The organism is Puia dinghuensis (assembly GCF_014642875.1).
In the GTDB taxonomy this organism is placed as follows: domain Bacteria; phylum Bacteroidota; class Bacteroidia; order Chitinophagales; family Chitinophagaceae; genus Puia; species Puia dinghuensis.
The window spans coordinates 1,526,760-1,542,277 of record NZ_BMJC01000001.1; the positions used below are offsets into that span (position 1 = coordinate 1,526,760).

Here is a 15,518-nt window from a genome sequence, read left to right on the forward strand (position 1 = left end):
GAATCCATCGAAATCCACGGGAATCCAACGAAATGCCTTCAGAATTAGCAAATCTGAAGGCATTTTTCTTTCACCTCGTCTCGCAACGGGTGTTTTTCAAATTGTACCCATGTGTATTCTCTCACATTGGATGAAGATTCCAACGAGCTCCCACTATCAATTCATGCTGATTTTTAATTTTTGGCTACAAAGTCCCTCAATCAGGCTACAAGGGGTGAAAAGCCTCTGCCGATCTTTGAACTCTAAAAAATAAAACATAAAAATATGGGAACTAAAACCTGGCTTATTACAGGAGCTTCACGAGGTTTTGGACGCGTTTGGACCGATGCTGCGCTTAAGCGTGGCGACAAGGTAGCAGCTACAGCACGCAACCTGACAAGCATCGCCGGCCTTAAAGAAAAATATGGCGAAAACGTTTTGACGCTTCAACTCGACGTAACCAACAGTGAGCAGGTGAAAACTGTCGTGGCACAAGCGCACGCTCATTTTGGGAGGCTTGATATCGTTTTGAATAATGCAGGCTATTCACTTGTCGGCACCATTGAGGAAGCCAGTGCTGGCGACGTCCGGGCGCTTTATGAGACCAACATTTTCGGCCCGCTGCAAATAATTCAGGCAGCCCTGCCGCTGCTGAGAAAACAGGGTGGCGGTCACATTCTTGGGACATCAAGTGCACTTGGCCATGTGGTAATGCCGGTCATCGGCTACTATTGTTCCTCTAAATGGGCATTCGAGGCCATCCATGAAAGCCTTGCGGCGGAGGTTAAACCTTTTGGCATTAAGGTAACGATCATAGAACCTGGCGCCTATGCCACCGAGTTCGGCAGCCAGGAGTCATTGAAGTTTGCAGCAGGACTCGATATCTACACAGACTTTAAAGCACAATTTGTTGGTGGGTTAAGAAACCTGGAAAGAGGTGATCCGAATGCGACAGCGGAGGCACTCTTCAAAGTTGTGGATGCTGAGCATCCGCCGCTACGGTTCTTTCTTGGCAGTCACAATTTGTCAGCTGTGCGTGCTGCCTATGCTGAGCGACTGGCCACCTGGGAAGAATGGCAATCCATTTCCGCCTCGGCACAAGGCCAAACCAAATAAAGAAAAATCTTTATAAATTGCTGAACATGAAAAAAGAAGGAAATAGCCATCATAAATTCAATTCTCTATCAGACGCTCACCGGGCTCTGGGGTTACCTCAACCCAGGCATCCGCTGATCAGCCTCATCAATGGTGAGAATAATGCGGCAAGCATGAATATGCCGTCCGGCTCCCATGTCCTGAATTTTTATAAAATATCGTACCGGCCAAAGTACAGCGGGAAAGTAAGGTATGGCCAGCGCTATTATGACTTTGCTGAAGGTGGTTTGTTATTCGCTTGTCCGGGTCAGGTGATCGGCGGCAATCATAACGACGTTGATGTGCGGTCTTGTTTCGATTACACGTTACTGATACATCCGGATTTTTTGTGGAATTATCCGTTGGCTAAAAAGATCAAACAGTATGGCTTTTTTTCTTATTCGGCCAATGAAGCATTGCACCTTTCGGAAGATGAAAAAGCAACGATCATTTCCATTTTTAAAATGGTTGAAGCAGAGTTGAACGGCAGGATAGATGATTTTAGCCAGGATATCATGATTTCTCATATCGAGCTATTGCTAAATTACGCGAACCGCTTCTACAAGCGCCAGTTTATTACTCGCAAAGTAATAAACAATGATCTTTTACTAAGACTGGGCGATCTGTTAAACGATTATTTCAACAATGAAACGTCAGCGAACCAGGGATTACCGACCGTTCAATACCTTGCAGGACAATTGAACCTCTCACCAGGTTATTTAAGTGATATGCTGAGATCACTCATCGGGCAAAGCGCACAGCAATATATTCACGAAAAACTCATTGAAAAATCCAAGGAACTTTTATCCACAACCAGTTTGCCAGTGTCACAAGTTGCTTTTCAGCTTGGTTTTGAACATTCACAATCATTCAGCAAGTTTTTCAAGACAAAGGCCAGGCTTTCTCCCTTACAGTTCAGACAATCATTTAACTGATGCCCCTTATTTCTTGATTAAAATGCCCTAACATTGAAGCGTGTGGGTTCGCCCGGCGCGACGGTATTGGGCCGGTTGGATGCCATATTCCGCTTTAAACGCACGGCCAAATGCGCTTGCGTTGTCGAATCCGCATTGCCAGCTAACGTCCATCACCGGCAAATCGGTGCGGCGCAAAATATCGGCTGCATGATGAAGCCTCACCCGGGTTAGATAGCAGTGCGGTGTCAGCCGGAAAGCGTATTTGAATTGCCTGACGAGTTGCGGAACGGAGAGGCAGGATACTCTGCTGATGGTGTCCAGGTCCAGCTTTTCCTTATAGGCCGAATGTAAAAAGTCCTTCGCAAAACATACCCGGCTGAAAATCTCCTTCCTGGTACTGGCTTTAACAGCATCGATCCTATTGGTGCCGTCGACCTCGGACTTATGGGTCCGGACAAGCTGCCGCAACAAAAACAGCAGATGTTCATCGGCCAGACCAGTTTGATCACCCAGGTTATCCAGGTGGGTCGTGAGATCCCGCAGTTGGCGAAGTAATCGCGGCTCAACCGGGTGCAGCGTTTGAAAAAATTCAAGAGTATCGTTAGCGGAGTGAAACGGATTGTCCGCCGAAGCTTCTTCGCTGCACAGGCAGTCACGAAAGACGGCACTGGCAAATTCTCTTTTAAAAAAGATGGACAGCACCTTGGTCGGTTCTCCTTGTTGAACCTGGCAGGCGTAACGTTGATCATCATTGAGAATCAGGAATTCACCGGGCCTCACCGCTACCCGCCGACGATCAATGGTATACCACTCTTCACCGCTGAGTACTGTTTTCAGCGAAAGGCAGCCGATGTGATCTTCGCAATGCGATCCATTGCTCCAGGCATTGAAGACGACATTGTGTATTTTAAATTGGCTGAAATGTCGTTCTTCATCGAACCCTGGCTCGCTGGCATCAGGCAGTCGGGTATAATACATAACTGGTCAAAAGATACAATTTTGATCATTTTGGCACATTGGTTTTTCCATGGACGGCATAATTTGGTTCCATTAAAATCAGCCATCTATGCGATCTGCTTCATCAAGGCAATCTGTTTCATCTATCCGATTCGTTTTTTTGGGGGCCGCGGGGCTGCTGCTGGCAGCCTGCCATTCCGGGGGGCATCCCGATGATCCGGCCTTACTTCAGCGGGTTTTGACAGACTATTTTGATGCGATCGGGCAGCACGACACGGCAAAGATGCAGGCGCTGACAACAAATGATTTCATTCTGTACGAGGACGGTCTCATCTGGAATAATGACAGCGCCTTTAAGAATATCCGGCGGCACCTGCCTTTTACTGTAAAATACACGTTGGGCAATATGCATTCCTACGTGGATGAACATTCAGGCGATTGCGTGTACACCAACCGTGCCGATTTTGTCTTCCACGACAGCGACAACGTGCATATAGAATTTCTCGAGACCGCCAGCTTTCGGAAGACGGCGGCGGGCTGGAAGATGAATGTACTGCATGTCACTGAGCGGGAGCCGCGTTACGACACGATCCGGTATTTGCGTGATCATTATGCCCAAAGGTTAAAAGTCTTTGCAGCCGAGCCGCTGGTAATGGGAAGGCTTGTGTTCCTGGGCAACAGCATCACGGAGCTCGGAGACTGGAAAAAGCTCACCGGTGATTCGACAGCGGTGAACCGGGGTATTGCAGCTGACAACAGTTTTGGGGTGCTTGACCGGCTGGGGGAGGTGATCGCGCGGCGACCGCGTAAACTGTTCTTGGAGATCGGCATCAACGATATTGCCCAGGATATCCCGGTAGGGGTGATCGAGAATAACATTTATTCGATTGCCCGGCTTGTCAGGGCAGGATCTCCGAATACGTCGGTGTATGTGACCAGTATTTTGCCGACAAATAATGACGTCCGGCAGGAATACCCTGAGCTTTATGGAAAGAACGGTATAGTGCAGCGGCTGAATTACGAGTTGCGTCTTCATGCCATGGAGAATGGGTTTGGTTATATCGACGTTTGGCGCCGGGTTGTCACCGCAGACGGCGATCTTCACCGGCGGTATGCGCGGCCAGACGGCCTGCATCTAAATGAGGCGGGTTATCGGGTTTGGGCGGAGTTGATACGAAATCTGCCGCACTAATCCAACGATCTGACACTTCTCCTCAAAGCCGAATCCAGATAATCAGTGAACCGGATAGTATTGGTCGAATCGATAAAGATCATCGTACTATCCATCTTCGACTTATCATTCTTGCTGATAAAATAAGCACACCCTATCAGATAGCCGAACCTCCGGCTCGTATCTCCTTGCCCGATGCTCCTGGATATCGAATCGATCTCTTTCTCCATATACCCTATCTCATACTGGTAAAATGCAATACTATCCTTATCATTTTTTTGTTGCGCTTTGGAAAGCTGCGCCTTTATTCTTGTATACTCTCTCACATATATTGTATCATCGAAGATCCTGCCAAATCGTTGCGTAACCGGCACATTCCATCGAACATGCACCGAATCCAGTGTAGCAGATGAATCCAGCCTCTTCAAATGATCGGAGAAAGTTGTATTCAATTGTTCTGTCAACGTTTTCCTGTGGCCGCACGTAGTGAGAAACAACAAGGCGAATGCCGCAAGCGTGAATTTTCTCATACGCGTCTTATTTACATATTAAGTTACAACTATTTTCACATAACGAATAGAACGAACCCTAACCGCCTTGTCATACATTTACTAATAAAAAACTATAAATATTGCAGACCTTTATCGCCGCTAGAATAACCTATGTCCTGTCGCATACGATTACTTCCTATACTATTCCTTCTCCAGCTTCAATGCCTGGCATCGAGAGCACAGTCAATCGCTCCCGGGTATACCATAACCAATTATAACAGTGATAACGCCCTCCCTCAGAACAGCATCAATGAAATGGCCTTCGACAGAAACGGCTTTCTATGGATTGCGACCCATATGGGCTTGGTCCGCTTTGACGGCAGGAATTTCCGCGAATACAACATGGCCAACTCCCCTGCCCTGTATTCCAACAGGGTTCAAGCGACCATCCGGTCAAAGTCTTCCGGGAAAATAATCATCGAGCCGGTGTTTCCCTCCGACCGTATCCTGACGGTCACCGACGACTACCAGCTAATAGAGGATAGCCTCCTCTCCGCTAATGCCCGGCAATCTCACCTACGCAGCAGCCCGCTATTCACTTACGACCACCTCTTTAAGAGGTGGGCAGCCGGTGACACCACGGTCTTCGACGGACTATTCATCAGGCTCCACCTCAACAGCGACATCCTTACGGTGAACGAACGACAAGCCTATGCAAGAAAAGATGAACATTATTACTACCTGGATGATAATACCGCCGATGTTCAACCGCTGTCGGAGATTTCCGGCCATCAGCTCAAGATCCAATTCATGGTAGGCGATGTCTATATCTTTGTGGACAGACAGAATCGGCTCTATGCCTATAAGGCTGGGCTCTTGCAGAAGATCACCGGGAGCCCCCGGCTCATGCAACTGCTGGGCGAGGTAGACGTCATCGGACCCTACCCGATACAGGCTGCCTTGCGGGCATTCAGGGACGACAACCACAGCTTCCTCGTACACAAAGGCGATATCCTGCTGCTTAGCATCATCAATGGGCAACTGGATGCCGAAACATTGGCCGCCAATACGCCCATAAGGAATGTCAATGGCCTCATCTATGACCAGCAAAATAAGATCATATACGTAGGTACAGCAACCAGCGGCCTGTATATTCTCAAAAAACAGGAATTCCAAAGACTCTTCTTTTCGAGCGACAATTATATCATCAATAGCATGTACGCGCAGGTGGAATTATCCGATGGCAATATCCTCACCTCCTCCGGTATCCTCAACCGCCGCAATAAAATAAACATCCCTACGCCGGGTATCTACGATCGCCCGGCCTTCCTACGCTCATCAGACGGCCATATCTGGTATTGTTCCTATGGCTGGTTAAAAAGAACCGACTCCAATCTGCATGAAATTTCGAACATCACCAACCTCGGCGACATCACCTACGTTGGCATCTGGGTCACTTCGATCGTCGAAGCCGACAATAAAGACATCCTGTTCAGCACTCAGAAAAAACTATTCCGGGTGAGAGGAACAACGGCAACCCTTTTGCTCGACACCAGAGCATCGCTGCAGAACGCTGAAATAATGACGATCAGGCAAGTGAGTTCAAATGATCTTTGGATCGGCACCGACGCAGGATTGTTTTCTTATAACCTGCAACACAATACGGTAAGCCGGGTGCCCGGATTGGAGAAGGCCACTATCAGAGCGATCTATAAAGCCAGGGATGGCAGCATCTGGATCGGCACCTACGGCCAGGGATTTTATAAGTACGTCAATGGCTGCTTTCTCCGGATGCCGATGGATGCCGTGGGCAACCTGGCCAGCGTCCATTGTTTCCTGGAAGACAAACACGGGAATTTCTGGCTGCCCACCAACAAGGGGCTCTTCAAGGTGGCAAAAAGCGAACTGGACAGCTTCGCATCGGGCAAAAAGAAAGACGTCTTCTATTATTACTTCGACAAGCAATCGGGATTCGCCACCAATGAATTCAATGGCGGATGCAGTCCCTGTGGTATTGTCACAAAAGATGGCCGCTTTTCTCTCCCCTCCCTGGATGGGTTGGTACAATTCGATCCGGACAGTGTGACGATCATCCCTCCTGCCAACCCTATCTTCATAGACCGGCTTTCCGCGGATGAAAAGAAAGTGCTTTCCGGTGATAATTTCAAACAAAAGCAGGACGCGGGTCCCTTGGTTTTTACCGTTTCTTCGCCCTATTACGGCAACCCGGTCAACCTGTACATGGAATATTCCATTCCCCAGCTCGACAGTAACTGGCATCCTGTGAACAAAGACGGCAGGCTGGAGCTCACCGGTTTGGGCCATGGCAGCTATACATTTACCATCCGAAAGCAGAATGGAGATGGCACGTACAGCTATAAAACGGTAAGATGGACCATACTCCCTTATTGGTACGAGACCATCTGGTTCCGGCTCCTGGCTGCCGTGGTGATCATCAGTATCCTCCCGCTCATGCTCTGGACGCGCTATTTGCGGCAACTGGCAAGAGCCAGGCAGCTCGAACAAAAGGTGGCAGAAAGGACGGAGGCGCTGTCTGAAAGCAACCGGATAAAAGAAAAAATGATCGCCATTATCCTGCACGATCTGCGTTCGCCCCTCCGCTTCCTGCATATGCTGGCTGTTCATATCTTTGAAAATTATCAAAAGGTGCCCGCACCCGAACTGGGTGAAATGTTGCAGAAGTTTCAAAATGCGACAAACGACCTGTACGGATTTACGCAGGATTTCGTGGTCTGGACAAATGCTCAGAAAGAAGGGTTCGTCGTACAACGGGAAAAAATAGTCCTGCGGGAGATCGTCGGAGAGATCGTCTCGCTCTATGAGACCGGCGCCGATATCCGCAATAATACCGTGCTCAACCTGGTGCCCGCTGCGATCACCCTGACTTCCGACCCCCATATATTGAAAACGCTCATCCGCAACCTTACGGACAACGCCAATAAATATACCCTCAACGGGGAAATAAAGATCGAAGCAGCGCAGCATGATTCCGTCGTCAGCATCTCCATCATCGACAGCGGCAGAAGCATGGAGAAAGCGCTGGTAGAGGAGATCCTTAATAATACCTATAAAACGGAAAGCGACACCAATGGTTTTGGCTATCACATCATCCTGGAATTATTAGCCAAGATCCAGGGCCAGCTGCTCATAGATGCACCGGGCATTACAGGCAACAGGATAACCCTCCTATTCAAGACCGCCGCATAGGAGACCATGTAGTGCAAAGCTTGGATTTTATACATAAGTGCTTCATAGTATTAATTGGATTTAGTGTAAGTGCTACTCTATATTCAGAGGAGAAAAAACACAAAAATGTCATTCCGTAAATACTTAAAGCCATCCAAATCAGTTATATTTATATTATAAATGTCAATTAAACAACTATATCGATCTCTTCACCATTATACCTATATACTTTATGACACGAGGCGCAGCCGACTGCATAACACCATTAAAAAAAAATTGATCCGTTATGAAAAAGATCCTGATCGCAGATGACCACAACATCGTAAGGACAGGGCTCATCTTCCTTTTAAAAGGTGAGTTCATGCAGGTGGAAATAGATGAATGCCGGGATGGGAACAGCACCTGGGAAAAGATAGAGGCCAGTGAATATGATCTCGCAATCCTGGATATCTCCATGCCCTCTACCGACTCACTCGCCCTGCTGAAAAAAATATTTACCCTCAGACCCGATCAGAAGGTCCTCATCCTCACCATGAACAGTGAAGAAGTATACGCAAAAAAATACCTGCAGCTGGGCGTAAAAGGGTTTATCAACAAAGAAGCGCCCCCCTCCGAGATCCGCAAAGCCATTGTAAACATCCTCAACAACAAAAAATACATCAGCTCCAGGATGAAGGATGCGCTCACCCGGGAAGTGCTCGAAGGAGAAGGACACAACGTCTTCGATAGTTTGTCCCCGAGAGAACTGGAGATCATGAATCACCTCATCGACGGGAAAAATGTTTCGGAGATCGCCGCCATCCTCTCTGTACATATTTCGACGATCAGCACGCATAAGGCGAAGATCATGCAAAAGCTGGGGGTATCCAACATCATTGAATTAAGCAAAATGGCGCAGATGTTCTAAAGCCCTATCTCATAGGCTTGCAATTTAAGATCGAAATTCCGTATTTTCAGCGCATGAACATACTAGGCAATCTGATATGGCTCATCTTCGGCGGCCTGGCGGCTGCACTGGGATATATAGTCGGGGGATGTATATTGTGTCTCACGATCATTGGCATCCCTTTCGGCCTGCAATGCTTCAAGCTGGCCCGCCTCGAGCTCTGGCCCTTCGGGAGCAGGGTGGTGCCCGTCAATAGCGCTACAGGTTGCCTGTCCATCTTTTTCAATATACTCTGGCTGCTCTGCGGCGGGCTCTATACAGCCCTGGTGCACCTGCTGTGCGCTTTTCTGCTGTTCATTACGATCATCGGCATCCCCTTTGCCCGCCAGCATCTCAAGCTGATGGAGCTCTCGCTGATGCCTTTCGGCAAGCAGGTCCTCTAATGCCGCGGTCTTCGCAGCCCCTATGCGCATCTGCATTGTGCTCCCTATCTGTCCGCCACGATCACCTTACTTCGCTCGATCGCCGCCTCGAATGTATCCGTCACATTTGCCTTCCCAACGGCAAATAACAATCTCGCATCCTTCAGCTCCTGCCATATCTGCTGACTATGCACCTCCGATAAGATCACTTTTATCCCCCGCTGTTTCGATTCCTTATATACGTCCCGGAGGGTCTTTATGCCGGTGGCGTCGATAATAGGCACCTTTCGCATCCGGATGATGAGCACCCTGGGATGCTCTTCGATAAACCGAATGGCATCCTTGAATTTATAGGCCGCGCCAAAAAACAACGGACCGCTTATTTCAAACACCTGGACATTTTTCGGTATCGAATAATTCACGGTCAATCCATTATCATCCCCCTCATCCTTCCACAGATTCACGGCACTGCTCTTGATGATAGTACGCATAAATAAGAAAATGGCGAGGATCATTCCTATCTCGATCGCTACTGTCAGGTCGACCAACACCGTCAGCAGAAAGGTGGTAAGCAGAACGGCTATATCACTCCCCGGTCCTTTTAACACCGCAACAAAAGCTCTCCATTCACTCATATTATAGGCGACAACAATAAGGATGCCGGCCAGCGTAGCCATCGGAATCAGGGCAGCCCATCTGCCAAAGAAGATTAATATCAACAGCAAGGTGATGGCGTGAATCATTCCAGCGACAGGAGTGCGGCCGCCATTCTTCACATTGGTCGCAGTCCGCGCGATCGCCCCGGTGGCCGGGATGCCGCCAAAGATGGAAGAGAACAGGTTGGCAGTGCCCTGGGCCACCAGTTCCATGTTCGACCGGTGGTTGCCACCGATCATTCCATCCGCTACGACGGCGGATAACAAGGACTCGATGCCCCCCAGCAAGGCAATGGTAAAGGCTGGTTGAATTAATTTCTTTATCGTAGAAGCATCGATAGCGGGGACCACAGGCTTGGGCAAAGAGGATGGGATATTCCCAAACCTGCTTCCGATGGTCTCGACAGGCAAATGAAGCAATTGCATCAGCACCGTGGTCAGCAGGATGGCGACCAGCGAACCGGGAATTTTAGCCGTCACCTTTGGCCAAAGAACGATAATCCCGATGGTGGCCGCACCAATAGCAAGCGTATAGGGATTTATGGTGCCGATATGCTGCACATAGCTTTTCCATTTTTCAAGGAAGTCCGCAGGGACGGCGCCCATTTTCAAACCAAGCAGGTCCTTCACCTGCGAGGATAAGATGATAAGGGCAATACCGCTGGTGAATCCGATGATCAGCGGGTGAGGAATATATTTGATCACCGAGCCAAGCCGGGCAAAACCCATGATGATAAGCATGATACCCGCGATGAAGGTCGCGATGGTCAGACCGCCTACACCATGTGCGGCCACGATGCCATAGACGATCACGATAAATGCACCGGTAGGACCGCCAATCTGCACCCGGCTGCCTCCCAGCGCCGAGATGATAAATCCCGCGACGATGGCGGTGAACAATCCTTTTTCGGGGGATACTCCTGATGCAATGGCAAAGGCGATGGCAAGGGGAAGGGCTACGAGACCTACGATCAACCCGGCCATCAGATCTTTAAGGAAAAGCTGACGGTTATACCCTTTTAGGGTATCAAATAACTTTGGTTTGAACATGGTTACGATCTGCTCCGATGGCTGGTTCTATAAATGCCTCTACTCCACTGTCCGCATCGCTGGCCCACTCCAGCAGGATCTCGCTGTCCAGCGGCGCATAAATCTCCTTTTCATTGGGGTCTTCGGGAAGCTCTCTCACCGGAACAAGGGTAAAATGATTCAGCTCTATATAATCGGCGCGTCTGTCTATCGCATATCCCTTCACTAGCACAAATCGAAATCCGAGGTCTTTTAATTCCTGTAGGCTTTCTTTCGTCAATCTGCTGGCAGATGTGGGGTTCTCACCCCCTTTTCTTTTCCCTTTCATAGCAATGTAAATCTAGCAGAATGTCGAACAGGATGCGGTGACAGTTATCACGGAAAAAAGTGAGGAAAATCAATTTTTAAAACGATAGCTTTGTAATAGTCTATGAGTATACAAGGAATCTTTCCGATAGAGAAGTGGGATTTTAAAAGTGAATCGATACTCGCCGATTTGCCCGGGGAAGATTTGAAGTTGCTGATGGCCCGGAAGTTGGAGCAGGCCTATAAGAAAGGAGAGATCATTTTCAAAGAAGAGGCGTATCCCTCGGGAATATTTTATATCGCCCGGGGAAAGGCAAAAAAATATAAGTTGGACAAGGACGGCCGCGAACAGATCATCTATGTCGCCAACACCGGAGAACTGTTAGGCTATCACGCGATCCTTTCCGGGGACAACTATCCCGATTCCGCAGCCGTAATGGAGGACAGCATTATTGTATTCATCCCCAAGGAAGATTTTTTGGAGACGTTGCGGCAGTCCGATGTGTTGAACCGAAGGCTGCTCAAGACATTGAGCCATGAATTCGTAGTGTTGACAAACAGCCTCACCCTGTTCGCCCAACGTTCGGTAAGGGAGAGGCTGGCGCTTCAGCTGATAGTGGTCCGCGAAAAATATAAAGTGGATTTTGAACCCGGCATGCCAGTCGAGATCAATATGAGCCGCGACGACCTCGCCAGTCTCGTCGGTACTGCAAGAGAAAACGTCGTCCGGATGCTGTCGGAATTCAAGAGTGAAGGCATCGTCGAAACCCGCGGAAGACGCATCATCGTACTCGATGTAAAAAAACTGATCAAGGTCGCCAACTTCAGTTAACCCCGGCTTCCAACCAATCATTTGGCCCGAACGGCTCCAGCCTGATCATATTGTTGAAGGTATTCATCAAGATTACCCAGCCCGGCGGTAAACCCTTCCTGGAAGCCCATCTGGATGATCGTCTCCATATCGGCCTCCCGCGGGAAACTGATCTCCACCCGCACCGTCGTGACATCCCCTGACTGGCTGAACTCCTTCCGCCAATCCATCGTCGGCATATCGGGATTCTTATTACCTTCCTCATCGCAAAACGAGACCCCGGTGGTAATACGCTGGTAAGGTGCTATCGTTTTAAAGTCTACTCTGCACCAGGCGTGGTCCCCATTTGGCCCCTTCATACAATACAACCAAAAACCTCCTTCCCTGAAATCCATCGTCTTCGTCTCCGCCCGCCAGGGCTTGGGCGCCCACCACTGGTCAAGCATGTCGCTCCGCGTCCAGGCTTTCCACACCAGCTCCAGCGGGGCATCGAATTCCCTTACAACTGTCAGTCTCTTGTTTGGAAGGTCTTTTGAAAAGACCGTTTCTCGCTTCATCATGGTTTTTTATTTTTAGATTTTCCAATATTTGGCAACCGTTCAGTTGCAAATATACGGGCAACCGATCGGTTGCGCAAATTTATTTTTATTTCCATTTTCTCAAATAAAAAAATATTTACATTGTGTCAAAATGACTCAATGAGAATTATCTGCTTGCCATTCGCCCGGCTCCGCGCCTGGGCCATAACCACCGCAACCGCCGTCACAACCGCAACCGCCATGCCTGCCCAGGCTCAAAACACCCTGCCGCAATTAGGCAAAAACTCCACCGCCGAAGTCATCGCCGCCATGACCCTCGAGGAAAAAGCCAACCTGGTAGTAGGTAATGGTTTTTATATCCCCGGCGCCAACTTCCCGGGCATGAATTCCGCCCAGCTCAACGAAGCACAAAAGAAAGTACCCGGGGCTTCCGGCGTGACCCGGGGCGTACCCCGCCTCGGCATCCCCCCCATCGTGGTCACCGATGGTCCCGCGGGCGTACACGTATTCAACACCGGAAAGGGCCGGGTCTATTACGCCACGGCATGGCCCGTAGGAACCCTTCTCGCCAGTAGCTGGGATACCGCCCTCGTAAGAAGGGTAGGCGTAGCCTTTGGCAGCGAAGCAAAAGAGTATGGCGTCGACATCATCCTCGGCCCCGGCCTGAACATCCACCGCAATCCCCTCGGCGGCCGCAACTTCGAATACTATTCCGAAGACCCCCTCATCACAGGCAATATCGCGGCCGCACTTGTCAACGGCATTCAAAGCAACGGTGTCGGGACATCCATAAAACATTTCGCCGCCAATAACCAGGAGACCGACCGGAATTCCGTCAACACCGTCGTCAGCGAACGCGCCCTGCGCGAGATCTACCTGAAAGGTTTTGAGATCGCCGTAAAACAAGCCCAACCCTGGACCGTCATGACCTCCTACAACCTCATCAACGGGGTTTACACCTCCGAACGCCCCGATCTGGTCACCACCATCCTGAAGAACGAATGGGGCTTCAAAGGTTTTGTCATGACAGACTGGTTCGGCGGAAAAGACCCGGTTGCACAAATGAAAGCCGGCAACAACCTGCTGATGCCCGGCACAGCCGACCAGGTGAAAAAGATCGTGGATGCAGTAAAAGGCGGCCAATTGGATGAGAAGGCGCTCGATCGCAATGTGGAAGGCATCCTCAACATCGTCCTGCAATCCGGCACCTTCAAGGCAGACAAGTACTCCGACCAGCCCGATCTGACAAAAGACGCCCAGATCGCCCGCGAAGCCGCCGATGAAAGCATGGTCCTGTTAAAGAATAACAACAATACACTGCCCATCGCCGCCAACAGCCACATCGCACTCTTTGGCATCAACGCCTTCAACCTCATCGCCGGCGGAACGGGCAGCGGTGATGTCAACAGACTCTACACCGTCTCGCTGGCCGAAGGCCTTTTCCACGCCGGCCTGATGGAAGACGGCGCCCTGTACACGGCCTATAACGAATACATCGCACAGGAGAACGCCAAACACCCGAAAAAAGGCTTTTTCGAGGAGTTCATGAACCCCACTCCGCCCATCCAGGAATATCCTATCGCCCCCGATATGATCACCCGCCAGGCCGCTATCGCCGACATCGCCATCATCTCCATCGGCAGGAATTCCGGCGAAGGGACAGATAGAAAAGTGAGTGAGTTTTATCTGGGCGAAACCGAAAAGCAGCTCATCGCCAACGTCGCCGCCGCCTTTCATGCAAAAAACAAAAAGGTCATAGTAGTGCTCAACATCGCCGGTGTGACGGATGTTACGCAGTGGGAAGACAACGCAGATGCGGTATTGCTCGCCTGGCAGCCCGGACTCGAAGGCGGCAACGCTATAGCGGACATCCTCAGCGGTAAAGTAAACCCATCCGGTAAGCTGGCCACCACCTTCCCTGTCCATTATGACGACGTCCCCTCGGCCAAAAACTTCCCCGGCAAAGAATTCCCCGAGAAAGCCACTACGGGCATGCTGGGAATGAAAGCCATTCCCGCCGAAGTGACATACGAAGAAGGCATCTACGTCGGTTATCGTTATTACAACACCTTCGGGGTCAAACCCGCATACCCCTTCGGCTATGGCCTCTCCTACACAACCTTCGGCTACAGCGATCTGAAGCTCAGCTCGCCCACCTTTACCAACACCATTTCGGCTTCCATAACGGTCACCAACACCGGAAAAGTCGCCGGCAAAGAGGTGGTCCAGCTCTATCTCACCGCGCCTGTCCATAAGTTGGATAAGCCGGCGGAAGAGCTCAGGGCATTCGCCAAAACAAGCCTCCTGAAACCCGGGGAAAGCCAAACCCTGACGTTTACCCTGACGCCGGCCGACCTGGCTTCTTATAACACAACCGCATCGGCATGGATAGCGGATGCCGGAAAATATACCGTAAAGATCGGCGCCTCGTCTGACGATATCGACATCAAACAAACCGCCACCTTCAACCTGGCAAAGGATATCGTCGCCGAAAAAGATGAAAAAACGCTGACCCCGCAAACCCCATTCACCGAACTAAAACCAGTAAAAAAATAACCCCTGGCTTCACGTTGTTTTATCCAGCAATCCCTGGATAAAAGCTATCTCCCGGCTTCTCGTCGTCTGCCCAAGGGCCCTGGTGAGGAATTCCTTTGCCCTCACCGGGTCCCCTTCCAGCAGATAAAGCTTTCCCAAAGCGGCATTCAACAAGAAATAGTGATACGGGAAAGGATGCCCGGCCCACATACCTGCCACCATTGAGCAAAGGTTCGGCCTGCAGATAATTGCCTGTCTGGGCCATGGATTCGATCCATTTAGCCATCAATCGTGCATTGCGGTTAAATTCCTCAGGGGACATTTTATCCCTGATCTTCAGGTCCTCCCGGATAAGCAATAAGAACTTCTCCATGATGACTGTCTTTTTAAATTAAGCTATGTTTTGTATCCAAGACAAGCCCACACTGGCAAACCGGACAAAAAAATAATTTTTTTATCATTCTAATCCCCTTCTAAC

The 15,518-nt window shown here is 49.8% G+C and carries 14 protein-coding genes; 8 read left to right on the forward strand and 6 right to left on the reverse strand.

Translation table 11 applies throughout. The features are described 5' to 3' along the window. The first annotated feature begins 264 nt into the window (after positions 1 to 264). Complete coding sequence (locus IEY39_RS06060; protein WP_188929495.1) at positions 265 to 1,095, forward strand: SDR family NAD(P)-dependent oxidoreductase; 831 nt, start codon at positions 265 to 267, stop codon at positions 1,093 to 1,095. A 26-nt stretch (positions 1,096 to 1,121) separates the two neighbouring features. Next, positions 1,122 to 2,048 (forward strand): helix-turn-helix domain-containing protein, encoded by a 927-nt coding sequence (locus tag IEY39_RS06065; RefSeq protein WP_188929497.1) that lies wholly within the window; start codon positions 1,122 to 1,124, stop codon positions 2,046 to 2,048. Positions 2,049 to 2,075: 27 nt separating this feature from the next. Here IEY39_RS06065 and IEY39_RS06070 read toward each other — a convergent pair whose 3' ends face one another. Continuing rightward, on the reverse strand, positions 2,076 to 3,008 hold the full coding sequence (locus IEY39_RS06070) for an AraC family transcriptional regulator (RefSeq protein ID WP_188929499.1): 933 nt from the start codon (positions 3,006 to 3,008) through the stop codon (positions 2,076 to 2,078). Positions 3,009 to 3,096: 88 nt separating this feature from the next. Between IEY39_RS06070 and IEY39_RS06075 the strand changes: the two genes are divergently transcribed. Continuing rightward, a complete protein-coding gene (locus IEY39_RS06075) occupies positions 3,097 to 4,179 on the forward strand; it encodes a GDSL-type esterase/lipase family protein (protein ID WP_188929502.1) in 1,083 nt (360 codons plus the stop codon). Here IEY39_RS06075 and IEY39_RS06080 read toward each other — a convergent pair. Next, positions 4,176 to 4,688, reverse strand: a complete 513-nt coding sequence (locus IEY39_RS06080; RefSeq protein ID WP_188929504.1) for a hypothetical protein — start codon at positions 4,686 to 4,688, stop codon at positions 4,176 to 4,178. The two genes, IEY39_RS06075 and IEY39_RS06080, sit on opposite strands and share 4 nt — an antisense overlap. 132 nt (positions 4,689 to 4,820) lie before the next feature. Here IEY39_RS06080 and IEY39_RS06085 point away from each other — a divergent pair, with 132 nt between their 5' ends. The 3 genes from IEY39_RS06085 (at position 4,821) to IEY39_RS06095 (ending at position 9,185) form a co-directional block, all read left to right on the forward strand. Further along, positions 4,821 to 7,877 (forward strand): ligand-binding sensor domain-containing protein, encoded by a 3,057-nt coding sequence (locus tag IEY39_RS06085; protein WP_188929506.1) that lies wholly within the window; start codon positions 4,821 to 4,823, stop codon positions 7,875 to 7,877. A gap of 265 nt (positions 7,878 to 8,142) precedes the next feature. Further along, positions 8,143 to 8,763, forward strand: coding sequence for a response regulator (locus IEY39_RS06090; RefSeq protein ID WP_188929508.1), 621 nt, complete (start codon positions 8,143 to 8,145; stop codon positions 8,761 to 8,763). 53 nt (positions 8,764 to 8,816) lie between these two features. Beyond that, positions 8,817 to 9,185 carry a YccF domain-containing protein gene (locus IEY39_RS06095; protein WP_188929510.1) on the forward strand — a complete coding sequence of 123 codons (369 nt, stop codon included), beginning with the start codon at positions 8,817 to 8,819 and terminating at the stop codon, positions 9,183 to 9,185. A 44-nt stretch (positions 9,186 to 9,229) separates the two neighbouring features. On the opposite strand, the gene IEY39_RS06100 is transcribed toward IEY39_RS06095, so the two are convergent. Continuing rightward, positions 9,230 to 10,870, reverse strand: coding sequence for a SulP family inorganic anion transporter (locus IEY39_RS06100; protein WP_188929512.1), 1,641 nt, complete (start codon positions 10,868 to 10,870; stop codon positions 9,230 to 9,232). Further along, entirely contained in the window at positions 10,848 to 11,177 is a 330-nt protein-coding gene (locus IEY39_RS06105; RefSeq protein ID WP_188929514.1) for a hypothetical protein, read from the reverse strand. Before IEY39_RS06105 ends, IEY39_RS06100 begins: the two co-directional genes overlap by 23 nt. 102 nt (positions 11,178 to 11,279) lie before the next feature. On the opposite strand from IEY39_RS06105, the gene IEY39_RS06110 reads away from it, so the two are divergent. After that, positions 11,280 to 11,987: a Crp/Fnr family transcriptional regulator gene (locus IEY39_RS06110; RefSeq protein WP_188929516.1), complete on the forward strand. Its 708-nt coding sequence runs from the start codon at positions 11,280 to 11,282 to the stop codon at positions 11,985 to 11,987. A 17-nt stretch (positions 11,988 to 12,004) separates the two neighbouring features. Here the strand turns inward: IEY39_RS06110 and IEY39_RS06115 are convergent, their stop codons facing one another. Beyond that, positions 12,005 to 12,526 (reverse strand): SRPBCC family protein, encoded by a 522-nt coding sequence (locus IEY39_RS06115; RefSeq protein WP_229688788.1) that lies wholly within the window; start codon positions 12,524 to 12,526, stop codon positions 12,005 to 12,007. Between the two features lie 138 nt (positions 12,527 to 12,664). On the opposite strand from IEY39_RS06115, the gene IEY39_RS06120 reads away from it, so the two are divergent. Then, complete coding sequence (locus IEY39_RS06120) at positions 12,665 to 15,061, forward strand: glycoside hydrolase family 3 C-terminal domain-containing protein (RefSeq protein WP_229688789.1); 2,397 nt, start codon at positions 12,665 to 12,667, stop codon at positions 15,059 to 15,061. 9 nt (positions 15,062 to 15,070) lie between these two features. On the opposite strand, the gene IEY39_RS06125 is transcribed toward IEY39_RS06120, so the two are convergent. Continuing rightward, positions 15,071 to 15,262, reverse strand: a complete 192-nt coding sequence (locus IEY39_RS06125) for a hypothetical protein (protein ID WP_188929518.1) — start codon at positions 15,260 to 15,262, stop codon at positions 15,071 to 15,073. Positions 15,263 to 15,518 lie beyond the last annotated feature (256 nt).